Raw genomic sequence first — 23564 nt, forward strand, 5'->3', positions numbered from 1 at the left:
CTTGCCGTTGTGGGAAGCCGGGGAGCGCCCGGCGGCGGTTCTCATCGCAGGCCCGACCGCCTCGGGCAAGTCGGCCTTGGCCAGTCGCATCGCCCGCGAGGCCGGCGGTGTTGTCGTCAACACGGATTCGATGCAGGTCTATGCGGATCTGCGCGTCCTGACCGCCCGGCCCGACGCGGCCGAGGAGGCGGCCGTCCCGCACCGGCTCTACGGCCATGTGGACGGGGCGACGAACTACTCCCTCGGCCATTTCGCCCGTGATGCGGCGACCCTGCTCGCGGAGGGGGAGGGGCGGTTGCCCGTCTTCGTCGGGGGCACCGGCCTGTATTTCCGCACCCTCGAACAGGGCTTCTCGGAACTGCCGCCCGTGCCGGAGGCGATCCGCGCGGAGATCCGCCGGGAGGCGGAGGGGCGCCCCACGGAGGCGCTGCATGAAGACCTCGCCCGACGCGATCCCGAGGGGGCGGCGCGGCTGCGCCCGAGCGACCGGATGCGGGTGATGCGGGCCTTGGAAATCCTCGCCGCCACCGGCCGCCCCATCGCGAGCTTCTACGGCGACCCCGTGCCAGGGCCGCTGGCGGGCCGGCGTCTGGTCAAGCTGTTCCTCGCCCCCGACCGGGCGCTCCTGCGCGAGCGGATCGATGCCCGCTTCCACACGATGATCGCGGCCGGGGCGCTCGATGAGGTGGCCGCGCTCCGCGTCCGGCGGCTCGATCCGATGCTGCCGGTGATGCGCGCCCACGGCGTGCCGGGCCTGATTGCCCATCTCGACGGCACGCTCGGGCTGGAGGAGGCCATCGCCAGGGGGCAGGCCGACACCCGCGCCTATGCCAAGCGGCAATTCACGTGGTTCCGCCACCAGATGGGCGAGGCATGGCGCTGGGTCGATCCCGAGGATGCCGCCCGGCCGGACTTCTGCTAGAGGAGCGGCGTCTTCCCAAAGCCGCAGATCCTGCCCGTGACTTCTCCCGCCTACTCTGCGGACGAACCGGCCGCCCTTCCGGGCTGGCGGTTCTCCGTCGCCCCGATGATGGATTGGACCGACCGGCATTGCCGTGCCTTCCACCGGGCGCTGTCGGGCCGGGCGCGGCTCTACACCGAGATGGTCACGACCGGCGCGGTGATCCACGGCGACCGGGAACGGCTGCTCGGCTTCTCGGCTGTTGAGCACCCGGTGGCGGTGCAGCTCGGCGGGTCCAACCCGGCCGATCTCGCCGAATCGGCGCGGATCGCCGAAGGGTTCGGCTACGGCGAGATCAACCTCAACGTCGGCTGTCCGTCCGACCGGGTGCAGGAGGGCCGCTTCGGCGCCTGCCTGATGCGCGAGCCCGCCCTGGTCGGCGCGTGCGTCGCCGCCATGAAGGCCGCCGTGCGGGTGCCGGTGACGGTGAAGTGCCGCATCGGCGTCGATGACCAGGACCCCGAAGCCGCCCTCGACGCTCTCGCGGAGGCTGTCGTGGCGGCGGGGGTGGACGGGCTCGTGGTCCACGCTCGGAAGGCGTGGCTGAAGGGCCTGTCACCGAAGGAGAACCGGGACGTGCCGCCCCTCGATTACGACCGGGCGGCCCGCCTCAAGCAGGCGCGGCCGGAGTTGCCGCTGGCGGTGAACGGGGGCCTGCGCACGATCGCGGAGGTACAGGCGCGCCTCGCGGAGGTGGACGGCGCCATGGTCGGCCGCGCGGCCTACATGGAGCCCGCCCTGCTGCTGCGGGTCGATCCCGATCTCTACGGCGTGCCCGCGCCCGCACCCGATCCCTTCGCCGCCGTGGAGGCGTTCGAGCCCTACGTGGCGGGCGTGCTACAATCGGGCGAGCGGCTTCACGCCGTGACGCGCCACATGCTCGGCCTGTTCAACGGGCGGCCCGGCGCCCGCGCCTTCCGCCGCCACCTCTCGACGCACGGGATGCGTCCGGAAGCGGATCTCGACACCCTGCGCGCGGCCATCGCCCTGGTCTCGCGGGACAGGGGCGACGCGCGGGAAGCCGCCTAGCGCCCCTGGGTCATGACCAGCTTGTCGCCCCGCACCTCGTAGCGGGAAAGGCGGTCGAGGAAGGTCTGGCCGATGAGGTTGCCGGAGAGGGCGCCGGGCCGGGCCACCATGGCGTTCACGTTGCGCTCGGTGATCGACCCGACCGAGAGGGAGTCCAGCTGGATCGGGGCCGCGCTGGTCGGGCCGTTCGCGGTGGAGAAGCGGGCGGTGAACTCGTCGGGCCGGGGCGTGAAGCCGAGGGAGGCCGCGTTCTCGGCGGTGAGCACCACGCTGCTCGCCCCCGTGTCGAACAGGAAGTCCTGGCTCGCCCCGCCGATCTGGCCGCGAACCCGGAACGTCCCGTCCGAGCGGCGCGTGACCGTGACCGTCCCGCCGGGGCCGTCCACCGCCGCGCCGGGGCGCAGATCGCCCATCACCCGCGCGGAGACATCCTGAAGGCGGTCGCGGTAGCTGTAGCCGAGGACGAGGGCCGCGCCGATCAATCCCCAGGCGGCGAGCGCCTGGATGTTGCGGAGTGGCGAAGCCCGGAATTGCCGCCAGAACCCGGCGACGATCAGCGCGAGGATCGTGCCCGTCCAGGCGATGTTGGCGAGCATATCGGGGGAGAGGCCGCCGCCGAGGGTGTCGCCGCCGTCCGACAGGACGAGGGCGGCGAGGACGAGCCCGAGCGCCCCGAGGCCGAGCCAGATCATGCGCCGGAGGGCTCCGCCGTGGCGGGGTAGGCGGCGCGCAGCCGCGCGTCGAGCCCGGCCATGATCGCTTGGCGGTCGGCCTCGCGCATCATCCCCCAGGCGGCGATCTCGGCGCGGGTGCGTCCGCAGCCCCGGCACAGGCCGGTCGCGTCATCGAGCACGCAGATCTTGGTGCAGGGGCTGGACGGCTTGGGCGGGCTGGCGGGCATGCGGGGGATGTGGTGGGACGAGGGCGGTGCGGTCAAGGCGCCAGGGCCGCGACGAGACCGAGCAGGGCGGCGATCTCGGCGGCCTGCTGGCAGGCGCCGATGACGTCGCCCGTCTGCCCGCCGAGGCGCCGCCGGGCGAGGGCGGTGACGCCATAGGCCGCGAGGCCGCCGAGGACGATCATTGCGGCGACCCCGCCCGGCTCGAGCCCCAGAGCGAGGGCGGCGAGCGCCAGGGCCAGCCCGACGAGGCCGGCCATCACGAGGCTCGCGCGGCCGGGGCGCCCGGCGGCGGCGGAGAGACCGTCGCTGCGGGCGGGGGGCAGCAGCACCATCGGCGCCAGCGCCGCCACCCGCGAGAGGGAGGCGGCCAGGACGAGGCCCGTCGCGGCGGGCAGGCCGGTACGGTCGAGGAGCGTCGCCAGCGCACCGATCCGCAGGGCGAGGGCGAGGAACAGGGCGAGGGCGCCATAGGAGCCGATGCGGCTGTCGCGCATGATCGTGAGCATCCGCGCCCGGTCGCCGCCCGCGCCGAGCCCGTCCGCGAGGTCGGCAAGGCCATCCTCGTGCAGCCCGCCGGTCGTGACCGCCATCGCCGCCGCCGCCAGGGTCGCCGAGAGGAACGGCCCGAGCCCCGCAAGCCAGCCGGCCGCCAGGACCAGGGCGGCGGGCGCCGAGAGGATCACGCCGGCCAGCGGCAGCATCCGGGGCAGGCGGGTGAAATCCGGGGCGCGGTGGGGATCCGGCTCGCCCGGCAGTTGCGGTACCGGCAGGCGGGAGTAGAAGCGCAGGCACGCGGCGAGATCGTGCAGGGCCTCGCGCCCTGGCCAATCGGCCTCGCCGCCGGTCTGCCTGTCCATCGAAGCGGTCCCGCATGCCGGGTTCGATGCGCCGGCTTCACCATTCATAGCGGGCGGCGCCGGTTTCGTCCGCCCGGAACGCGGCTACCCACAGGATCGAGGCAGCGATGAGCGGGCCCTTCGACGACATCCGCAACCTCGTCCGCACCATGCCGGGGCCCGATGCCGAGACCGCCGCCATGGTCGCCGCGCGTGACGCCGTGCTGACCAAGCCCGCCGGCTCCCTCGGGCGGCTGGAAGATCTCGTTGCATGGCTCGCTGCGTGGCAGGCCAAGGCGCCCCCGAGCTTCGACCGGCCGCTGGTCTGCGTCTTCGCGGGCAGCCACGGGGTGACGCGGAAGGGCGTCTCGGCCTTCCCCGATGCCGTGAACCGCCAGATGCTCGACAATTTCGCCGCCGGGGGCGCGGCCATCAATCAGCTCTGCTCGGCCTACGGGCTCGGCTTCAAGGTCTTCGACCTCGCCCTCGACGTGCCGACCGGCGACATCACCGAGGGCCCGGCGCTAGACGAGCGCGCCTGCGTCGCCACCATGGCGTTCGGCATGGAGGCGGTGGCGGCGGGCACGGATTGCCTCGGCATCGGCGAGATGGGCATCGGCAACACCACCGTCGCGGCGGCGCTCTACGCCGCCCTGCTTGGCGGCGATCCGGCCCATTGGGTCGGACGCGGCACGGGCGTCGATGGCGAGGGGCTGGCGCGCAAGGTCGCGGCGGTGGAGGCGGCGCTCGCCTGCCATGCCGGTCATCTCGACGATCCGCTCGAAGTCCTGCGCCGGCTCGGAGGCCGCGAGATCGCGGCCATGGCGGGCGCCATCCTCGCCGCACGGTTGCAGCACGTGCCGGTGGTCATCGACGGCTACGTGTCCACCGCCGCCGCGGCGGTGCTCCATGCGCTCGACCCGTCCGCCCTCGACCATTGCGTCGCGGGGCACGTTTCGGCCGAGGGCGCCCATGCCGAAGTGCTGGACCGGCTCGGCCTGAAGCCGGTCGTCTCGCTGGGGATGCGCCTCGGCGAGGGCTCGGGCGCCGCCGTGGCGATGGGGATCATCAAGGGCGCGCTCGCCTGCCATACGGGCATGGCGACCTTCGCACAGGCGGGTGTTTCGGGGCAGGGCGGGGGTTGATAGACCATGCCCAACCTCGCGGCACGCTCGCCCCTCAGTGAAACGACCCTCCGATGAGAATCACCCAGGCCTTCACCTTCGAGGCGGCGCACCGCCTGCCGAACGTTCCGGCGACCCATCGCTGCCACCGGATGCACGGGCATTCCTACCGGGTCGAGCTGACCGTCGAGGGGCCGGTCGATGAGCGGACGGGCTGGGTGATCGACTTCTACGACATCGAGGCGATCTTCGGCCCGCTCCTGCTGCGGCTCGACCATCATTGCCTCAACGAGATCGAGGGGCTCGAAAATCCCACCGCCGAGAACATCGCGGCCTGGATCTGGCATCGCCTGAAGCCGGACCTGCCCGGCCTCGCGCGGGTGCGGATCAACGAGACGCCGATGTCCTGGGCCGAGTACGATGGCGACTGAGCGCATCGCGGGAGACGACGCCGCCCTCGTCTTGTTCTCCGGCGGGCAGGATTCGGCCACCTGCCTCGCCTGGGCGCTCGACCGTTACGACCGCGTCGAGACGCTGGGCTTCGATTACGGCCAGCGCCACCGGATCGAGCTCGATTGCCGGGAGAGCCTGCGCACCGGCCTCGCGGCCATCGATGCCGCCTGGGGGCAGCGCCTCGGTGAGGACCATGTGCTGTCCCTCGACGCGCTGGGCGCCGTCTCCGACACGGCGCTCACGCGGGAGACCGAGATCGGCTTCGAGGCCTCGGGTCTCCCGAACACCTTCGTGCCGGGGCGCAACCTCGTCTTTCTCACCTTCGCCGCCGCGCTCGCCTACCGGCGGGGCATCCGGCACATCGTCGCCGGCATGTGCGAGACGGATTATTCCGGCTACCCGGATTGCCGGGACGACACGGTGAAGGCCCTGCAGGTGGCGCTGAACCTCGGGATGGAGCGCCGCTTCGTGCTGCACACCCCGCTGATGTGGATCGACAAGGCGGCGACGTGGCGCCTCGCGCAATCCCTCGGCGGCACGAGGCTCACGGACCTCATCGTGGAGGAGAGCCACACCTGCTACCTCGGCGAGCGCGGCGCACGCCACGAATGGGGCTATGGATGCGGCCGATGCCCCGCCTGCCAGTTGCGGGCCGAAGGCTACGCGCGCTTCACGGCGACGGCGGGCTAGAACCGGCGGCGAGCCCGCCGACCAGGGCCGCCAGCGTATCCCCGAAGGCGGCCGGGCTCGCGAACAGCCGCTCCATCAGCAGCGCCCCTTCGAGGGTCGCGAGGATCGCGCGGGCCTGCGTCGCGGGCTCGAGGCCGGGGCGCAGGCTCCCGTCGGCGACGCCCTCGCGCAGCACGTCCTCCAGCCATGCGAGGTGCTTGCGGAAGAACGCCACGATGTCCGCGCGCAGACGCTCCGGCAGGGCCTCGCCCTCGATGGCCAGCGCCGCGCAGAGGCAGCCGAGCCCCTGTTCGACCCCGCCGAGATAGAGCTTGCCATAGGCCGCGATGCGCTCCGGCCCGTCCGGCACCTCGGCGCGGATCGAGGCCATCGCCTCGGCGTACCGAGCCTCGTAGGCCGCGATCAGCGCGGCGGCGAGGTCGGCCTTGGTTGGGAAATGGTGGTGGATGCTCGCCTTGCGGATGCCCACCGCCGCCGAGAGGTCGGCATAGCTGAAGCCGGCATAGCCCCGGCTGCGCACCAGGGTCTCCGCCTCGATCAGCAACTCGGCCCGGGTGTCCCGCATCGCTCTCCTCGGCCCTGCGTCACGATCACGGAAGCATGAGCGCCGCTTGACGTCCACCGAAATCTACCTACTAATTGGTTGGAAAGAAAGACCGGGAGGTTTCGGCATGACGGCTTCGTCCGGTCATCCGACGAGAAGCGGCCTGACGCGGCGGCAATCGCTGTTCGGCGGCCTGTGCCTGTGCTGCCTCGGGACGGCGGGTCTTTCGCCGCGCGCCTACGCCGAAACCTTCACGATGGACGAGGTCGGCCCCGGCATCTTCATCCGCAAGGGCCTCATCGCCGATGCCGATGCGCAGAACCTGGATGCCATCGCCAATATCGGCTTCATCGTCGGCGAGAATGGCGTGCTCGTCACCGAATCCGGCGGAAGCCTCGCGGATGGGCAATGGCTGCGAAGCGAGATCGCCAAGCGCACGGACAAGCCGATCACCCATGTGGTGCTCACCCATGTCCACCCGGATCATGCCTTCGGCGCCGGAGCCTTCGTGGCGGACAAGCCGGTCTTCGTCGGCCACGCCAAGCTGAAGGAGGCGCTGGACGCGCGCGGCGAGTTCTACCGCAAGCGGCTGATCGACCTGTTCGGGGAGGAGAAGACCGGGCCGGTCGTCTACCCGACGATGGCGGTGGCGGACACGGCCGAGATCGACCTCGGCGACCGCACACTCGTCTTCACCGCCCATGGCCCGGCGCATACGACGAGCGACCTCTCGATGCGCGATTCCAAGAGCGGCCTGCTCTTCCCGGCGGACCTGCTCTTCGTGGAACGTATCCCTTCCCTCGACGGCAGCCTGAAGGGCTGGCTGAAGGAGCTGGAACGGATCAAGGCGACCGGCGCCGCGCAGGCGGTGCCCGGCCATGGCCCGGTGCGGGTCGAGCTGGCTCCGGCCGTGGCGGACCTCACCGCCTATCTCACCGCGCTCCGGGACGAGACCAAGGCGGCCATCGCCAAGGACGTGCCCATCGACAAGGCAGTCGGATTGGTCGCGCAGGGCCAGCAGGACAAGTGGAAGCTGTTCGAGCACTATAACCGCCGCAACGTGACGGTGGCTTACCAGGAACTCGAGTGGGATTGATCCGTCATCAACCGATAAACGCAACAACGGGAGACTACGCCATGCGCCCGACCCTCGCCTTCACCCTCGCTTTCTCCGCCGCGACCCTGTTCGCGCCGCTCGCCCACGCGGCGGGCGCATCCGATACCGATCAGGAGCGCAACGCGCGCTGGCAGGAGATCGCCAAGTCGATCTTCGGCGACAAGACCATCGAATCCACCGACACGCTGGTGAAGATCGAAGCGCCCAAGCGCGCCGAGGACGCGGCCCTCGTGCCGATCACCCTGTCGATGCCCGACCGCGAGAAGATCAAGTCGGTTTCGCTCATCATCGACGACAACCCGGCGCCCTACGCCGCCAAGTTCGAGTTCGGCCCGGCCGCCGACACCCGTGAGCTGAAGCTGCGCGTGCGGGTGAACAACTACACGGACATGCACGCCGTGGTGGAGACGCCGGACGGCAAACTCTACGAGGCGAAGCAGTTCGTGAAGGCCTCCGGCGGCTGCTCGGCGCCCATGGGCATGAGCGACGAGGAGGCCATGAAGGGCATGGGCGACATGCGGATGAAGTTCGCCGAAGCGCAGCCCGGCAAGCCCGTCGAGGCGACGCTGATGATCCGCCACCCGAACTTTTCGGGCATGCAGATGAACCAGGTGACGCGCGATTTCACGCCGGCCCGCTACATCGACAAGGTCACCGTCTCGGCGGGCGACGAGACCGTCTTCACCATGACGGGCGACATCTCAATCGCCTCGAACCCGGTGATCAATTTCGGCTTCAAGCCGGATGGAAAGGCGATCAAGGTCGCGGCGAGCGACAACCAGGGTGGTCGCTGGTCGCACAGCTTCAACGCGCCGAGCCCGACGAACTGATGGGGCTTCGCGGCCTGTTTCTAGGGCGGGCGGCGGCGATCACGGCCGCCGCCCTCTGCCTTGCTGCCGCCGAGCCCGCCGACTCGCCGGTGAACGTGCCGGAGCCGCCGGGTCTCTATACCGGCCCGCAGCGGGGCTACACGCCCCCGACCCTGAAGGGCGCCCACGTCGTCGATGGGGCGGCGGTCGCGGAGATGATCGCGGGCCCGGACAAGCCGGTGCTGATCGACGTGGCCCCGCGCGAGCGCAAGCCCGCCAACTTCCCCGAGGGCCGGCTTTGGCTGCCGGTCCACCCGTCGATTCCCGGCGCGGTCTGGCTGCCGAACGCGGGCGCGGCACCCCTGCCGCCGGAGCGCGAGGTCCTGTTCTTCAACCGCGTGGAGCAATTGACCGGCGGCGACAAGGGCAAGCCCATCGTGGTCTTCTGCCATGTGGAGTGCTGGGGAAGCTGGAACGCCGGCAAGCGCCTCGTAGACAAGGGCTATACGGCGGTGAACTGGTTCCCGCTGGGCGTCGAGGGCTGGCAGGATTTCCACGAGACCCGGAACCTCACCGAGGACCCGGAGTGGAAGCAGGCCGGCGGTCCCTGACATCTCCCCCGTTCCGCCGCGACCGGCCCCTGGCTCACGGCGTCGCCTGTCGTATAAGGCGCCACGCCGGATCCCGGCGGTGAGCGTTGGGGAGCGCGGGATGTCCCAGGTCATCCAATCCCGCCGCCTGCGGGCGGTGGATATCGGCAAGCGCAAGACTGAGGGGCGCAAGATCGTCTCCCTCACCGCCTATCACGCGCACACCGCCGGTATCGTCGATCCCTTCTGCGACTTCATCCTCGTGGGCGATTCCCTCGGCATGGTGATGCACGGGATGGAATCGACCATCCCCGTCACCCTGGAGATGATGATCCTTCAGGCGCAGGCGGTGATGCGCGGCACATCGAAGGCGCTCGTCGTGGTGGACATGCCCTTCGGCTCCTACGAGGCGAGCCGGGAGCAGGCCTTCGTCAACGCCTCCCGCGTGCTCAAGGAGACCGGCGCCGGGGCGATCAAGATGGAGGGCGGCGCCCACTTCGCCGACACGGTGGCCTTCCTAGTGCAGCGCGGCGTGCCGGTGATGGGCCATATCGGCCTCACCCCGCAGGCGGTGAACGTGATGGGCGGCTTCAAGGTGCAGGGTCGCGCGCCCGACGACGAGCGCCGCCTGCTGGAGGATGCCCGCGCCATCTCGGAGGCGGGGGCCTTCGCCATCGTGCTGGAGGGCATCGTGGAGCCGGTGGCACGGGCCATCGCGACCTCGCCCAAGGTGACGGCCGCCACCATCGGCATCGGCGCCTCCTCCGTCTGCGATGGGCAGATCCTGGTGCTGGAAGACATGCTCGGCCTGTCCGAGCGGACGCCGAAATTCGTGCGCCAGTTCGGGTCGCTGCGCGCCCATATCGAGGGGGCGGTGCAGGCCTATGCCGAGGAGGTCCGCGCCGGCACCTTCCCGGGGCAGGACCAGACCTACGGGTAGCGCTACCCGACCCGGCGCGCGGACAGGCGCAGGCCCGGCGCGGGGCGCTCCAGCAGCACCTCCCGGCGGAAGCGCACGAGGCGGGCGGGGCGGCCGGCGGCGCCGCTGGTGAGGCTCTCCGTCTCCTCGACCAGCCCCTGTTGGGCGACGAGGCGGCGGAAGTTCTGCTTGTGCAATTGCACGCCCGACAGCGCCTCGACGGTCCGCTGCAATTGCAGCAGCGTGAATTCCGGCGGCATCAACTCGAACACGACAGGGCGGTATTTGATCTTGCCGCGCAGGCGGCCGATCGCCGTGGCCAGCACGCGGCGATGGTCGAAGGCCATGGGCACGCCGGTCGGGTCGCCCGCCCGGCCCGGCCCCGGATTGCCCCGCGATTCGGGGATCAGCCCCGCCTCGAACAGCAACTCGTAGCGTTCGAGCACCCGCTCCTCGTTCCAGGTGCCGCCGTTCATACCGAAGGTCAGGCCGAGCCGGTCGAGGCGGCGCTGGCGCAGGGCCTTGTCCGGGGTCTCGGCGGCCCAGGCCATGAGCCGGGGCTCGATGGCATCGAGCTGCGCGGGGCGGCCCCGGCGGAAATCCTCGTAGGGCAGGTAGCGGTACCAATTGTGCCACGCGGCTTCGGCGAGGCCGGCGGGGCGCTCCTCCCGCACCAGGGCGAGATAGGCCACCGACAGGGCGTGCGCGGCCGGCGCGTCGTCGCTGCCGGAGCGGTCGCGGTCGCCGAAGGTGTAGAGCTGCTCGACATAGCCGAGGCGCTGGTTGGTCTGGCGTTCCACCCAGGCGCGCAGGCCCCGTTCCAGGGTGGCGTGCTCCGGCACCAGGGGGCCGGCGGGAAGGCCGTCGCCCCGGCAGGTGGCCTGTCCCGGCACGCGAATCGTCAAGGCGCGGGGCTCGCCTTCGTTGGCGGCCACGATCACCGCCACGAGGCCCACGGCCGAGCGGTCGGTCTCCGGTTGCCCGTCGCCCGCGCCCGTCCTTCCGCCCGTCTTCTCCTCGGCGACCGACATGCGCCCGGAATCGTCCCCCGCCTGCCCGAAGCCGCCCCGCGCTATAGGCGCGAGGACGGGCCGTCCGTCAACGCGGCGGGGCGGCACTGGTATACTGCTCATGGGCGGGCACGAGAATGTCAGTTGGAATTGCCAAATTATCCCTTGCGTATGCGGGAGAATCTGGATTGATTCCAAACTCAAGATGCCGGAACGCACAGCACCAAATCTCTGGTGGCAATTAACCCCCGCACAGCGGGCGATGCTTCGGCGTCTGTGGTGCGAAGGGCCTTTGCCGACCCCCGATCCCGGTGAGATGCGCACCGTGCGCTCCCTCGTGCGGCGCGGGCTGCTCCGCACGCGCGATCGCGGGCGCGACCGTGCCTCCGATCCCGGATGCTGGTTTCTGACCGCGCGGGCCATTCGACTTGTGTCGCAGGCGGAGGGGGCGGCGCCGGGCGCTCAGCCGAAGCCGGAGGCGGCGCTCGCCGGAATGCGGCAGAGCGAGGAGGCCTGAGGCCTCCCCGCGCGACGTCAGGCGCCGAGGCCGCCGACGCAGATGTACTTCACCTCGAGGTAATCCTCGATGCCGAGCCGGCCGCCCTCGCGGCCCAGGCCCGATTCCTTCACGCCGCCGAAGGGCGCCACCTCGGTGGTGATGATGCCCTCGTTGACGCCGACCATGCCGTATTCCAGCGCCTCGGAGACCCGGAACATCCGGCCGAGGTCGCGGGTGTAGAAGTAGCAGGCGAGGCCGTATTCGGTGTCGTTGGCCATGTGGACCGCCTCGGCCTCGTCCTTGAAGCGGAAGAGGGGGGCGAGGGGTCCGAAGGTCTCCTCGCGGGCGACATCCATGGCAGGCGTCGCGTTCACGACGACGGTCGGCTCGAAGAACTGGCCGCCCAGGGCGTGGCGGTGGCCGCCCGCGATGACCTTGCCGCCCTTGTCGAGGGCGTCGCGGATATGGGCCTCGGTCTTCTCCACGGCGGCCATGTCGATGAGCGGACCCTGGGCCACGCCCTCATGCGTGCCGTCGCCGACCTTCAGCTTGTTCGCCGCCTCGGCCAGCTTCTCGGCGAAGGCGTCGTAGATGCCGTCCTGCACGAGGAAGCGGTTCGTGCAGATGCAGGTCTGGCCGGAGTTGCGGAACTTCGCGAGCATGGCGCCCGCCACCGCGCGGTCGAGGTCTGCGTCGTCGAAGACGATGAAGGGCGCGTTGCCGCCCAGCTCCATCGAGACCTTCTTCACCGTGCCAGCCGCCTGCTGGAGCAGGATCTTGCCGACCTCGGTGGAGCCGGTGAACGTCACCTTCTTGACCAGCGGGTTGCCGGTCAGCTCGCCGCCGATGGCGCGGGCCGGGCCGGTGAGGATCGAGACCAGCCCATCCGGGATGCCGGCCATCTGGCAGAGCTTGCCCCAGGCGAGGCCCGAGAGGGGCGTCTGCGACGCGGGCTTGATGACGATGGGGCAGCCGGCCGCGAGCGCCGGGGCGAGCTTGCGGGCGATCATCGAGGAGGGGAAGTTCCACGGGGTGATCGCCGCCACCACGCCGATCGGCTCCTTGGTGACGAGGATCTTCCGGTCCGCCCAGGGGGAGGGGACGGTCTCGCCGTAGACGCGGCGCGCTTCCTCCGCGAACCACAGGACGTAGGCGGCCGACATGCCGACCTCGCCCCGCGATTCGGCGAGGGACTTGCCCTGCTCGGCGGTGAGGATCTGCGCCAGATCCTCCTGGTTCTCGGTGATCACGGCGGCGAGCTTGCGCAGCAGCACGGCGCGCTCGTTGGCGGTCTTGGCGCGCCAGGCCGGATAGGCGGCGTGCGCGGCCTGGATGGCGCGCTTCGTCTCCTCGGCGCCGGCATTCGGCACTCGCGCGATGACCGCGCCGGTGGCCGGGTTGGTGACGTCGATCTGGCCCGCGCCGGATTGCGACCATTCCCCGCCGATGAGGCAGGCTTCCACGAGAAGCTCGGGGTTCTTCAGCGTTAACCGATCACCGGTCTCAGGCATCCAACGGTTCCTTGGGCGGCGACGGCTCGGTCTGGGCGCGCGGAGGCACGCTGCGAGCCGTGCTGCGGGCCTGAGCCTCCGCGCGCGTCTCGAACACGTGGGGCGCAAGATCCCGCGATTGCAGGGAGGCGCCGAGCTTGAGCCGCATGAAGGCACTCGTCGTGTACCGCGAGGCCGTGGCGTAGTAGCGGCTTTCCAGATAGGCGATCATCGAGAAGTAGGCTTCGGCCACGGCGGGATCAAGCTCGAAGCCGTCGTAGTTGGCGATCAAGTGGACACGCTTGCCGATCTGTTGGCAGGTCCGCTCGAATTCCCGCCGCACGAGGTCGACATCCTCCACCGTGCGGACCTGGAAGCCCTCGTAATTGGCGAAGAGAGTATTCCGTTCGGCATCGTAGGACATGCGCTCCGACAGGCTCATGCCCAGCAGCCAGTGCTCCAGGCCCATCGCCTCGTCCCGGAACAGGCGCGAATCCATCGGCGCGGGGTCGCGCACGATGGGCGTGAAGTCCATGTGGGCGAGGATGTCCCGTTCGATGTCGATGCCCGGCGCGACCTCCACCAGTTCCACGCCCTCGGTGGTGCGGCGGAAGACGCAGCGCTCGGTCACGTAGAGCACCGGCTGGCCGCGCTCGGCCGCGTAGGCACCGGAGAACGTCACCTGCTCCACGGCGCGCACGAACTTCTTGGATCTGCCCTCGTTCAGGATGCGCAGCGTCCCGTCCGTGAGGCCGATGTCGAGGCCCCCCGCCGTGAAGCTGCCGGCGAAAACGAGGCGCTTGGCGTTCTGCGAGATGTTGATGAAGCCGCCGGCTCCGGCCAGCTTCGTGCCGAAGCGGCTGACGTTGACGTTGCCCTCTTCGTCCGCCTCCGCGAGGCCGAGGCAGGCGAGGTCGAGGCCGCCGCCGTCGTAGAAGTCGAATTGCTGGTTCTGGTGGAGCACGGCGGCCGGGTTCAGCGCCGCGCCGAAATCGAGCCCGCCCTGGGGCAGGCCGCCGATCACGCCGGGCTCGGCGGTGAGCGTCAGGTATTTCAGCACCCGCTCTTCCGCCGCCACCTTGGCGACGCCCTCCGGCACGCCGATGCCGAGATTCACGACGCCGCCCATCGGCAGTTCGAAGGCGCAGCGCCGTGCGATCACCTTGCGGATGTCGAGGGGCAGGGTGCCGATCCGGTCGAGCGGCACCCGTTGGCGGCCGGTGAAGGCGTGGTTGTAGGGCGTGGCGTAGGTCTGGTGGTGGTTCTCGGGCTTCGAGAGCACCACGCAATCCACCAGCACGCCCGGCACCGTCACCTCGCGCGGGGCCAGCGAGCCGTTCTCGGCGATCCGCTCCACCTGCGCGATGACGAAGCCGCCGGAATTCTTCGCGGCCATGGCGGCGGCGAGGTTGTCGAGCGTCAGCGCCTCGCGCTCCATCGTGACGTTGCCGGCCGGGTCGGCGGTGGTGCCGCGAATGAGCGCGACGTTCACCGGGAAGGTCCGGTAATGCAGCCATGGCTCGCCGTGCAGGTCGATCAGGCTGACGAGGTCTTCCGTCGTCCGGTCGTTCAGCTTGCCGCCGCCCTTGCGCGGATCCACGAAGGTGTGGAGCCCCACCTTGGTGATGTGGCCGGCGGTCTTGGCGGCGATGTCCCGGTAGAGGTGCGAGACCACGCCCAGCGGCAGATTGTAGGCCTCAATCGTGCCCTCAATCGCCATGGCGCCGAGCTTCGGGACGAGGGACCAATGCCCGCCGACAACGCGGCGGATCAGGCCCGGCATGGCGAGGCGGTTGAGGCCGCGATCCTTTCCGTCGCCGGGGGCGGCGGCGAACATCAGGCCGAGGTCGCGGGGGCCCTTGCCCTCGGTGAAGCGCTTGGCGAGCGCCAGGATGAGTTCGTCGGGCGTGCCGATGCCGACGAAGCCGGAGACGGCGACCATGTCGCCGTCCTGCACGATGGCCACGGCCTCGTCGGCGGTGACGATCTTGTTCTTGAGGCCGGTGGGCAGGCGTTGTCCGTCAGCCACGGGCGGCGATCCAATCCGCGATGCCGGAGCCCAGGAGCTTCTGCGCCTTGCCGCCGACGAACACGCCGACATGCCCGCCGGGTAGGCCGAGTTCGGTGTAATCCTCCGTGCCGATCTTGCCGCGCAGGGCCTGCGAGGTCGCAGGCGGGATGATGTGGTCGTCCTGCGCGAACACGTTCAACACCGGGCAGGTGATGTTCTTCAGTTCCACCTTGCGCCCGCCGAGTTCGAAGTCGCTCTTCACCAGCTTGTTGTCCTGGTAGAGGTCCTTCAGCCATTGCTTGGCCGCCTCGCCGGGATGGTCCGGCCGGTCGGAGATCCATTTCTCCATGCGCAGGAAGTTCAGGAACTTCTTGCGGTCGTCGAGGGCTTCGAGCAAATCGAGGTTGTACTTCGTCATGGTGCGCATGGGCGTCATCATGGAGAAGACCGAGCCCATGAACTCCCCCGGCAGGGAGCCCTGCGCGGCGATCAACTGGTCGATGTCCTCGGCCGAGAGCGAGCGCACCCAGATGTTGATGAAGCCGTGGCCCTTGCGGTTCTCCACGGTGTCGGCGTGGAAATCGACCGGCGTGATCGTCAACACCATGGCATTGACGGTCTCGGGGTAGAGCGCCGCGTAGCAGGTGGTGAAGACGCCGCCCTCGCAGATGCCGAGGAGGTTCACCTTTTCGCGGTTCGTCGTGTCGTTGATGAAGGCGACGCATTCGGCGAGGTAGCCGTCGACGTAATCGTCTATGGTGACGAAGCGGTCGGCCCGGCCGGGGTTGCCCCAATCGACCACGTAGAGGTCGAGGCCGAGGTTCAGCAGGTTGCGGACGAGGGAGCGGTCCTCCTGCAGGTCCGCCATCGTGTAGCGGCCGATCAGCCCGTAGACGATCAGGACCGGCGGCAGGCCCCGGCTCTCGGCGAGGGGCCGGTAGCGGTAGAGGCTGACCTTGTCCTGGCTCCAGACGAGGTCCTTCGGGGTCGTGGCGATGCGCACGTCCTCGTCGCGGACGCTGGCGAAGAGCTTGGCGCCCTCGGCCATCTTGCGCCCGAGGGCGCCGACCTCCGCCATCATCTCGGCGGGGGTGAGGTCGAGGGGCGTGGCGGCCGGCAGGCCGTGCCCGCTGTCCGTGGTCTCAGCCATGGCTTTCCTCCCGTGTCGCCCCGGCCTTCGCGCGCTTCGTGGCGGCGCGCTTGTCCTTCTTGAGGGAGCGGACCTCCCGGCGAAGCTCGGTGAGGCTGCGGTGGACGTCGTCCAGTTCCGCGCGGCTCGGCTGGCCGTAGAGGTCGCTCATGAAGCCGGCCACGTCCTGCTGCGCGAGGCGCAACTCGGTGGCCGCCTTGAGCACGTCCCGCTGGGAGGCGAGGAAGGCGTCCGAGCGCTGCACGTCGAGGAGCACGCCGTTCGCGGTCTCGATCCAGTGCTGCATCATGTCCCGGCCGGTTGGGTAGGTCTCGCCGCGCACCGCGCGGGCGTTGGCCTCGCGGGCGAAGGTGCCGGCGGCCCGCGTCCAGGCGTCGAGCATCACCGCCTGATGCTTGCCCTGCGCCTGCCGCAGGGCGGCAAAGGCCGTGAACAGGGCGGCGAAGCGCTTCTCGGATTGCCACAGGTCGGCGAGTTGCGGCCCCTCGGACATCCGGTTGAGGGTCGCGCTGAAATCGCTGGTGCCGCCGAGCCAGGCCTGGGGGTCGAAGATCCGCGCCAGAACGGCGCCCGCCGTGGGGTCGCTGGTCGCGGCCACGCCCTGGAGCGAGGCGGCCAGCGTCTGCGACAGGGAGGTCGCCGCCGCCCAGGCTTGGGTGAGGGAGGTCTGCGCCTCCGCGAAGGGGTTGAGGTCGCCGGCCGGCGGGAAGGCGCCGAAGCCCGCCGCATTGTTGCCCATGCCGGGGGGCGTGAGGAAGCCCATCCCCGTGCGGGCCCAGAACTCGCCCATCGCCTTGAACGCGTCGAACTGGTCCATCCTGGCGCCTTCCCCCTGCCGGGCCGCACGGCATCGCGCGGCCCGTGTTTCGGTTCGGATCGTCCGGTCAGGCCGCCGGGCGGACCTCGCCGAGCGCCCCGGCGTAGATCGCGTAGGCGTCGTCGTAGGTCACTTCGCGCGGGTTGTTCACGAGGAGGCGGGTCTGCTTCATGGCGTCCGTCGCCATGCGCTCGAGGTCGCCCTCCTTGACGCCGACTTCGCTGAGCGAGGCCGGCACCTTGCAATCGTGGCAGATCGCCTGGAGGCATTCCACGAAGCGGGCGGCGGCCTCGGCCTCCGGCAGGTTGGCAGCGGCGGGGTCGAGGATCGGCGCCAGTTCCGCGTAGAGCCCCTGCGCGTGGCTGAGGTTGAAGCGCATCACGCCCATGAGCACCAGGGCGTTCGAGAGCCCGTGCGGAACGTGGAAGATCGCCCCCACCGGATAGGCGAGCGCATGGACGGCGGCGACCGGCGCGTTCGCGAAGGCCATGCCGGCCAGCATCGAGCCAAGCAGCATGCCGGAGCGCGCCTCGACGTTCTTGCCGTCCGAGCAGGCGGTGCGGATGTTGGCCGAGAGCAGCGCCAGCGCCTGCTTGGCGAGCTGGTCCGAGATCGGGTTCTTCTTGTTCTTGCTGGTGAAGGCCTCGATGGCGTGCACCATCGCGTCGATGCCGGTGGCGGCGGTGACGTGGGCCGGCAGGCCCAGCGTCAGCTCCGGGTCGAGCACCGCCCAATCGGGCAGGAGCTTCGGTGCCACGACGCCCTTCTTCTCGGTGGTCGGTGTGGTGACGATGGAGATCGGCGTCACCTCCGAGCCCGTCCCGGCGGTGGTCGGCGCGAGGATCAGCGGCAGGCGGTCGCCCTTGGCGAGGCCGACGCCGTAGATGTCTTCCAGCTTGTCGTCCGACTTGGCGAGGTAGGCGACGAGCTTGGCCGTATCCAGCGCCGACCCGCCGCCGATGGACAGGACGAGGTCCGTGCCGAGATCCCGCGCGCGGGCGGCGGCGGCCTCGATCACCGACGAGGGCGGATCGGCCACGACGTCCTCGTAGACGTCGATGGCGATGCCCGCCTTGGCCAGGGCCTCCTCGGCGGAGCGGGTGAGGCCCGCCGCCCGGACGCCCTTGTCGGTGACGAGCATGACGCGCTTGGCGCCGTAGCTCGCCACGATGTCGGGGAGCTTCTTCGAGGCACCGGCCTCGAACAGGACGTTCGGCGTGGTCTGGAAGGTGAACGGGTTCATGGCGTGCCTGTCCTCCGGCTCACTGGGCCTGCTCGAAGGGCTTCACCTTCGCGCGCAGCTCCTCGACCAGCACGCGGGTGTTCTCCGAGTAGTCGATCGGCACTGCCACAAGGTGGACGCCGCCCGCGTTGAACGCCTTGTCGAGGGTCGGCACGAGGTCCTGCACCGATCCGATGCGGTGGCCCGTGGCGCCGTAGGATTCGGCGTACTTCACGAAGTCCGGGTTGCGGAACGTCATGCCGTAATCCTCAAAATGATCGACCGCCTGCTTCCAGCGGATCATCCCGTAGGCCGAATCGTCCAGCACCAGCACCACGAGGTTGAGGCCGAGGCGCACCGCGGTCTCCATCTCCTGGCTGTTCATCATGAAGCCGCCGTCGCCGCACACCGCCATCACGCGGCGCTCGGGATACAGCATCGCCGCCATCATCGCGGAGGGCAGGCCCGCGCCCATCGTGGCCAGCGCGTTGTCGAGGAGCAGCGTGTTGGCGACGTAGGTGCGGTAGTTCCGGGCGAACCAGATCTTGTACATCCCGTTGTCGAGGCAGACGATTCCGTCCTCCGGGATCACCTGGCGCACATCGTGGACGAGGCGTTGCGGCGTCACCGGGAACCGGTCCTCGGTGGCCCGGTCGGAGATGTGGCTGAGGATGTGCTCGCGCAGGTGCAGGAGCGCGCCCGCGTTGGGGAGCTTGCCCTCCAGCTCGTCGGCGAGCAGCTTCAGGGTCGGGCCGAGGTCACCCACCACCTCCGCGTCGGGGTAGTACACCTCCTCCACGTTGGCTGGCACGTAGCCGATATGGACGACCTTCTGGTCCTTCTGGCCCATGAAGAAGGGCGGCTTCTCGATCGTGTCGTGGCCGATGGCGATGATCAGGTCGGCCCGGTCGATGGCCTCGTGGACGTAGTCGCGCTCGGAGAGGGCGGCCGTGCCCATGTAGAGCTGCGTGCCGCCCGCAACGGTGCCCTTGCCCATCTGCGTGGTGAAGAACGGGATCTGCGTCCGGTGGACGAAGCCGCCGAGCTCGCCCGTGGCGCGGGGCCGGCTCGCGGCGGCGCCGAGCATGATGAGCGGGCGCTCGGCCTGGAGGATCAGTTCGGCCGCGCGGGCGATGGCCTTCGGATGGGCCACCGGGATGTCGATCGGGTGCGAGGGTACGAGGCTCGCCTCGGCCTGCTCGGACGCGATGTCCTCCGGCAGTTCGAGCAGGACCGGGCCGGGCCGCTCCTCCATGGCGACGCGGAAGGCGTCGCGCACGATGGTCGGGATCGAGGAGGCCGAGACGATCTGCCGGGCCATCTTGGTGATCGGCTTCATCGAGCTGATCACGTCCACGATCTGGAACTTGGCCTGCCGCGAGGACAGGATGCCCTTCTGGCCGGTGATGATGATCATCGGCATGGCGCCGAGATGGGCGTAGGCCGCGCCCGTCGAGAAGTTGAGCGCCCCCGGGCCGAGGGTCGAGAGGCACACGCCGGGACGGCCGGTGAGGCGCCCGTGGGTCGCGGCCATGAAGGCGGCGGCCTGCTCGTGGCGCGTCAGCACCAGTTGGATCTTCGAGGTCCGCAGGGCCTCGACCACGTCGAGATTCTCCTCGCCGGGAATGCCGAAGATGCGATCGACACCCTCGTTCTCCAGGGCTGCGACGAGAAGGTCTGATCCTTTGGGCATCGTATTGTCCGCTGAGGTGACGAGGGGGCGGAACGGAAGCGTTCGGCTGAGGTGCGGGACCGCCCGTCGCCACGGCGGCCCGCCCACGGGGTTCGTTCGGGACGACGAGATCCGTCCCTGCTCGCCCCGGTTAGAGGATTCCCATACCCGCCCGGTCAAGGCCGGGAGCCGTTCACAAGTCACAGATGACGCCGGTTCTCATTCCAGGGCTGTTGGACTGTCCCCGGACAACTGAACGAGCAGGTTTCGCAACCAGCGATGGGCTGGATCCCGGTCGTATGAGGCATGCCAGAGCATGGAGACAGTGACCTCATCGAGAGGGACCGGCACCGGGCTCACGCTGAGCCCCAGCGAGCCGGCAAAGAAGGTCGCGAGCCGCGCGTGCATCGTCGCGATCAGGGGCGCCGCCCGCACGAGGGAGGGCACCACGAGGAAGCGCGGCGTCGTCACGGCGAGTTCCCGCGAGCGCCCGATCAACGCCAGCGCATCGTCCACCACCCCGTGCGCGGTCTCGCGCAGGGAGGTCAGGACGTGGGGGAACCGGAGGTAATCGTTCAGGCTGATCGGCGCTTCGACCCCGACGAGGTCCGCGTTGAACAGCACCACGTAGCTGTCGCGGTAGAGCAGGCGCTGCTTGTGGTGGACCTGCCCCCGCGTGAAGAAACCGAGGGCGAGGTCGACCCGGTCGGCGTCGAGTTCGTCGAGGATGCGCACCGCCTCCACCGAGCGCAGCAGCAGCCGGATGCCGGGCGCATGGGTGCGCAGATGCGCCACGAGGCGTGGCCCGAGCAGGATTTCGAGACTGTCCGGCAGGCTGACGATGAAGGTCCGCTCCACCGTCGCCGGATCGAACTGCTCCTCCCGGTGAACCAGCGCCTGGACCCCGCGCAGCACCCCGCGCAGGGGCTCGGCCAGGGCGAGCGCGCGGGGCGTCGGGCGCATCCCGTCCGGGGCGCGGGTCAAGAGCTCGTCGTCGAACAGCCGGCGCAGGCGGGCGAGGCTCGCGCTCATGGCCGATTGGCCGATGCCGATCCGCGCGGCGGCCCGCGTGACGCTGCACTCCTGCAACAGCGCGTCGAGGGCGACGAGCAGGTTGAGGTCGAGCCGGGCGAGATCGACGTGGTCGATCGCCATCAGCGGGGCGCCCGGTTCCGGCCGGCGCTTCGCATCAGCGGGCCCCGCGTTCGCCGGGCCGCTCCGCCCCCGGCGGCTTGTAGTCGGCGGCGGGCTCGGCCCGTTGCAGGGCGACCTGCGCGGCGTGGAACCACCAGAGCGGCAGGTCGCGGTTCGAGCCCAGAAGGTCCGAGATCCAGCCCTCCTTCGGCATCATGTCGGCCCGGTCGGCGAAGAGCTTCAGCGCCCCCTCGATCCGCTCCCGCTGGGCCCGTTCGCGGATCGCCTCGCGCTCGGCCGCCGCCTGCGCGTCCGCCGCCGCGACGAGGCGCTGGGTGGCGAGGTCGTCGGCATCGAAGGCGAATTGCTGCCAGAAGGCTTCCGCCTCGCGGGCGACGTCCCGCTCTCGCTCCAGGGTCTTCAGCGCGGCCTCGGTCTCGGCGCGGGCCGCGTCGGCTTTGCGGGCGCGCTCCAGCATCCGGTTGTTGGCTTCGAGCAATTCGCGCTCCCGCTCCGCCGCGATCCGTTGGCGGCGCAGGACGCGCAACTCCTCCTCCATCTCGCCGCGCAACTGGTCGCCGCGCTCAAGGCCCGCGATGAAGTCCTTCAGCGGTCCGTCGAGCAGGGCTTCGGCGCGGGCGCGATAACGCTCGCGCAGGCCCGGATGCTCGCCGTCCAGCCGGTCCCCCTCCCAATCGGGCGCCCCCGCGAGGCCGCTCCCGTCGTGCTCATAGAGGCGACGGGCGATGGCCTCGCACAGGGGCGACAGACCGGCAGCGGGCGTACTCATGACTCGACTCGCTTGGCTCCGCCGATGGCAACGCCGGTCCCGCGCCATCGATGCAGGATTCGCTCCGCGACGAGGATGCCCTCGCCCGCCTCACGCGGGAAGGGGTTCGCTGGACTCCGTGTGGTCGAAAAGACGGGGCGCGGGGATCTCGTCACGGGCGCCCAGGCGCGCGATGAGCCGGTCGGCCACCCGCAGGGCGTTGGCGATGATCGTCAGCGTCGGGTTCACCGCCCCGATCGACGGGAAGAAGCTCGCATCCGTCACGTACAGGTTGTCGAGCCCGTGGGCCTTGCAGTCCCGGTCGAGGACGGAGGTCGCCGGATCGGTGCCGAAGCGCAGCGTCCCGGCCTGGTGGGCGGTGCCGCCGATGGGCACGTCCTTGCCGAGATAGAGCGAGCGGTCGAACAGGTGCGGGTGGATGTGGGTCTTGTCGCACAGCTCCTGCAGCTTGCGGCGCAGGCGCTTGTGCGCCTCCGCGTTGGTTTCGGTGAGGTCGAGATGGACCTTGCCGCCCTTGTAGAAGATGCGGTTCTCCGCCTTCGGAATGTCCTCGGTGGTCAGCCAGAAATCAACGGAGTGCTTGGCGATCCAATCGAACGGCTTCTCAGGAAACCATTGCAGGAAGCCCGGCAGACCTTCGCCGTGAACCTGTGCCCCGTCCGACTTGCCGACCATCTGGATATGGCCGAGGGGGAACTCCCAATTGTCCTTCGGGTCCGGGTCGCCGAAGTAGAAATCGTTGACGCCGAGCGTCTTCTGGAAGCGCGTCGGGTTGGGGATCTTGGAGATCGCCAGCACCGTCGAGTTGTTGTGGCGCATGTAGTTGCGCCCGACCTGCCCCGAGGCGTTGGCGAGCCCGTCCGGATGCTTGTCCGTCGCGGAGCGTAGCATCAGCAGCGCCGAGGAGAGAGCGCCGCAGGCGACGACCACGAGGTCGGCGCTGGCTGAGAAGGGCTTGCCGTCGCAGGTGCCCTCAATGCCGGTCACGCTGTGGCCCGCCGCGTCGGTGACGAGGCGCTCGACATAGGTCCGCGTCGAGAGGGTGAGGTTCGGGCAGTCGCGCAGCGCCGGATCGACGCACATCACCTGCGCGTCCGACTTGCCGTTGGTGGGGCAGGGGAAGCCGTCGAACGACTCGCACTTGATGCAGGGCGAGGTCGAGAGCGGCTGGCCGTCACGCTCCTGGAGGCGCACCCCCACCGGTAGGTGGAACGGGTGATGGCCCTCGCGCTTCAGGTCCTCGGAGAGTTGCTCGATGCGCGGCTCGTGGGTGACGGGCGGATGCGCGTAGGGCTTCTTGGCCCAGGGCTCCGTCGGGTCCTCGCCGCGCAAGCCGTGGACGTGGAACAGTTCCTCGGCCGCCTGATAATACGGCTCGAACTCGTCGTAGCCGACCGGCCATGCGGGCGAGAGACCGTCCTGATGGTGGATCTCGCCGAAATCCTTCTCGCGCAGGCGAAACAAGATCGAGCCGTAGAACTTCGAGTTGCCGCCGACATAGTAGTGCAGGCCGGGATGGAAGCTTTTTCCCTCCGAGGAATACCACGTCTCCTTGGCCTGATAGTACCCATCGACGATCACCGCCTGGCTGTCCCAGTTGCGCGGCTCCCGGCGCAGGTAGTCCCCGCGCTCCACCAGCAGGATGCGCTTGCCGGTCTGGGCGAGGCGCCAGGCCATCGTCCCACCGCCGGGGCCCGAGCCGATGATGATGACGTCGTAGCGTTCGCCCTGCATCCAAGTCTCCGCTGGATCCGTTCCGCGCAGCCAACGCCCAAGGCGCCGCCTGGATCGGGCGC

24 protein-coding genes are annotated in these 23564 nt (G+C 70.0%); 10 read left to right on the forward strand and 14 right to left on the reverse strand.

Annotated elements, in window-relative coordinates; all coding sequences use genetic code 11:
* Position 1: 1 nt before the first annotated feature.
* Together miaA and dusA are read left to right on the forward strand one after the other, a co-directional pair.
* Positions 2–922, forward strand: a complete 921-nt coding sequence (gene miaA, locus MKK52_RS14160) for a tRNA (adenosine(37)-N6)-dimethylallyltransferase MiaA (RefSeq protein WP_243954791.1) — start codon at positions 2–4, stop codon at positions 920–922.
* A gap of 36 nt (positions 923–958) precedes the next feature.
* Positions 959–1990: a tRNA dihydrouridine(20/20a) synthase DusA gene (dusA, locus tag MKK52_RS14165; protein ID WP_313898755.1), complete on the forward strand. Its 1032-nt coding sequence runs from the start codon at positions 959–961 to the stop codon at positions 1988–1990.
* Here the strand turns inward: dusA and MKK52_RS14170 are convergent.
* Genes MKK52_RS14170 through cobS form a run of 3 tightly spaced genes read right to left on the reverse strand, consistent with a single transcriptional unit; the run spans position 1987 to position 3748 of the window.
* Positions 1987–2682 (reverse strand): TIGR02281 family clan AA aspartic protease, encoded by a 696-nt coding sequence (locus MKK52_RS14170; RefSeq protein ID WP_243954793.1) that lies wholly within the window; start codon positions 2680–2682, stop codon positions 1987–1989. The two genes, dusA and MKK52_RS14170, sit on opposite strands and share 4 nt — an antisense overlap.
* Complete coding sequence (locus MKK52_RS14175; protein WP_243955104.1) at positions 2679–2891, reverse strand: DUF1289 domain-containing protein; 213 nt, start codon at positions 2889–2891, stop codon at positions 2679–2681. Before MKK52_RS14175 ends, MKK52_RS14170 begins: the two co-directional genes overlap by 4 nt.
* A 32-nt stretch (positions 2892–2923) precedes the next feature.
* Entirely contained in the window at positions 2924–3748 is an 825-nt protein-coding gene (cobS, locus tag MKK52_RS14180; protein ID WP_243954795.1) for an adenosylcobinamide-GDP ribazoletransferase, read from the reverse strand.
* 107 nt (positions 3749–3855) lie between these two features.
* Between cobS and cobT the strand changes: the two genes are divergently transcribed.
* The 3 genes from cobT to queC are packed head-to-tail and all read left to right on the forward strand — an operon-like array spanning position 3856 to position 5994.
* Positions 3856–4872, forward strand: a complete 1017-nt coding sequence (gene cobT, locus MKK52_RS14185; protein WP_243954797.1) for a nicotinate-nucleotide--dimethylbenzimidazole phosphoribosyltransferase — start codon at positions 3856–3858, stop codon at positions 4870–4872.
* A gap of 53 nt (positions 4873–4925) precedes the next feature.
* Positions 4926–5282: a 6-carboxytetrahydropterin synthase QueD gene (gene queD / locus MKK52_RS14190; RefSeq protein WP_243954799.1), complete on the forward strand. Its 357-nt coding sequence runs from the start codon at positions 4926–4928 to the stop codon at positions 5280–5282.
* Complete coding sequence (queC, locus tag MKK52_RS14195; protein ID WP_243954801.1) at positions 5272–5994, forward strand: 7-cyano-7-deazaguanine synthase QueC; 723 nt, start codon at positions 5272–5274, stop codon at positions 5992–5994. The genes queD and queC overlap by 11 nt, the downstream gene beginning before the upstream one ends.
* Here queC and MKK52_RS14200 read toward each other — a convergent pair.
* Positions 5975–6559 (reverse strand): TetR/AcrR family transcriptional regulator, encoded by a 585-nt coding sequence (locus MKK52_RS14200; RefSeq protein ID WP_243954803.1) that lies wholly within the window; start codon positions 6557–6559, stop codon positions 5975–5977. The two genes, queC and MKK52_RS14200, sit on opposite strands and share 20 nt — an antisense overlap.
* A gap of 106 nt (positions 6560–6665) precedes the next feature.
* On the opposite strand from MKK52_RS14200, the gene MKK52_RS14205 reads away from it, so the two are divergent.
* The 4 genes from MKK52_RS14205 (at position 6666) to panB (ending at position 9994) form a co-directional block, all read left to right on the forward strand.
* Positions 6666–7634, forward strand: a complete 969-nt coding sequence (locus tag MKK52_RS14205; RefSeq protein ID WP_243954805.1) for a quinoprotein relay system zinc metallohydrolase 2 — start codon at positions 6666–6668, stop codon at positions 7632–7634.
* Positions 7635–7675: 41 nt separating this feature from the next.
* Positions 7676–8485 (forward strand): quinoprotein dehydrogenase-associated SoxYZ-like carrier, encoded by an 810-nt coding sequence (locus MKK52_RS14210; RefSeq protein WP_243954807.1) that lies wholly within the window; start codon positions 7676–7678, stop codon positions 8483–8485.
* A complete protein-coding gene (locus MKK52_RS14215) occupies positions 8485–9075 on the forward strand; it encodes a rhodanese-like domain-containing protein (protein WP_243954809.1) in 591 nt (196 codons plus the stop codon). The genes MKK52_RS14210 and MKK52_RS14215 overlap by 1 nt, the downstream gene beginning before the upstream one ends.
* A 100-nt stretch (positions 9076–9175) precedes the next feature.
* On the forward strand, positions 9176–9994 hold the full coding sequence (panB, locus tag MKK52_RS14220; RefSeq protein ID WP_243954811.1) for a 3-methyl-2-oxobutanoate hydroxymethyltransferase: 819 nt from the start codon (positions 9176–9178) through the stop codon (positions 9992–9994).
* Between the two features lie 2 nt (positions 9995–9996).
* Here the strand turns inward: panB and MKK52_RS14225 are convergent, their stop codons facing one another.
* Positions 9997–11004 (reverse strand): NUDIX hydrolase, encoded by a 1008-nt coding sequence (locus tag MKK52_RS14225; protein ID WP_243955106.1) that lies wholly within the window; start codon positions 11002–11004, stop codon positions 9997–9999.
* Between the two features lie 271 nt (positions 11005–11275).
* On the opposite strand from MKK52_RS14225, the gene MKK52_RS14230 reads away from it, so the two are divergent.
* Positions 11276–11500, forward strand: coding sequence for a hypothetical protein (locus MKK52_RS14230; protein ID WP_243954813.1), 225 nt, complete (start codon positions 11276–11278; stop codon positions 11498–11500).
* A gap of 17 nt (positions 11501–11517) precedes the next feature.
* On the opposite strand, the gene MKK52_RS14235 is transcribed toward MKK52_RS14230, so the two are convergent.
* The 9 genes from MKK52_RS14235 to MKK52_RS14275 form a co-directional block, all read right to left on the reverse strand.
* Positions 11518–12993, reverse strand: a complete 1476-nt coding sequence (locus tag MKK52_RS14235; RefSeq protein WP_243954815.1) for an NAD-dependent succinate-semialdehyde dehydrogenase — start codon at positions 12991–12993, stop codon at positions 11518–11520.
* The gene (locus MKK52_RS14240; protein WP_243955108.1) at positions 12986–14914 is read right to left on the reverse strand and encodes a CoA-transferase; all 1929 of its coding nucleotides are present in this window, start codon (positions 14912–14914) and stop codon (positions 12986–12988) included. The genes MKK52_RS14235 and MKK52_RS14240 overlap by 8 nt, the downstream gene beginning before the upstream one ends.
* 79 nt (positions 14915–14993) lie before the next feature.
* Complete coding sequence (gene phaC, locus MKK52_RS14245; protein ID WP_409564674.1) at positions 14994–16064, reverse strand: class III poly(R)-hydroxyalkanoic acid synthase subunit PhaC; 1071 nt, start codon at positions 16062–16064, stop codon at positions 14994–14996.
* 61 nt (positions 16065–16125) lie between these two features.
* Positions 16126–16950, reverse strand: a complete 825-nt coding sequence (locus MKK52_RS14250) for a poly(R)-hydroxyalkanoic acid synthase subunit PhaE (RefSeq protein ID WP_243954819.1) — start codon at positions 16948–16950, stop codon at positions 16126–16128.
* Positions 16951–17017: 67 nt separating this feature from the next.
* Positions 17018–18193 (reverse strand): iron-containing alcohol dehydrogenase, encoded by a 1176-nt coding sequence (locus MKK52_RS14255; RefSeq protein WP_243954821.1) that lies wholly within the window; start codon positions 18191–18193, stop codon positions 17018–17020.
* A gap of 19 nt (positions 18194–18212) precedes the next feature.
* Complete coding sequence (locus MKK52_RS14260) at positions 18213–19865, reverse strand: acetolactate synthase large subunit (RefSeq protein WP_243954823.1); 1653 nt, start codon at positions 19863–19865, stop codon at positions 18213–18215.
* Positions 19866–20063: 198 nt separating this feature from the next.
* Entirely contained in the window at positions 20064–20999 is a 936-nt protein-coding gene (locus MKK52_RS14265) for a LysR family transcriptional regulator (protein WP_243954825.1), read from the reverse strand.
* Positions 21000–21033: 34 nt separating this feature from the next.
* Positions 21034–21768 (reverse strand): hypothetical protein, encoded by a 735-nt coding sequence (locus MKK52_RS14270; RefSeq protein WP_243954827.1) that lies wholly within the window; start codon positions 21766–21768, stop codon positions 21034–21036.
* A gap of 90 nt (positions 21769–21858) precedes the next feature.
* Entirely contained in the window at positions 21859–23502 is a 1644-nt protein-coding gene (locus MKK52_RS14275) for a GMC oxidoreductase (RefSeq protein WP_243954829.1), read from the reverse strand.
* Between the last annotated feature and the right edge of the window lie 62 nt (positions 23503–23564).

Source organism: Methylobacterium sp. J-067 (genome assembly GCF_022829465.1).
Classification (GTDB): Bacteria; Pseudomonadota; Alphaproteobacteria; order Rhizobiales; family Beijerinckiaceae; genus Methylobacterium; species Methylobacterium litchii.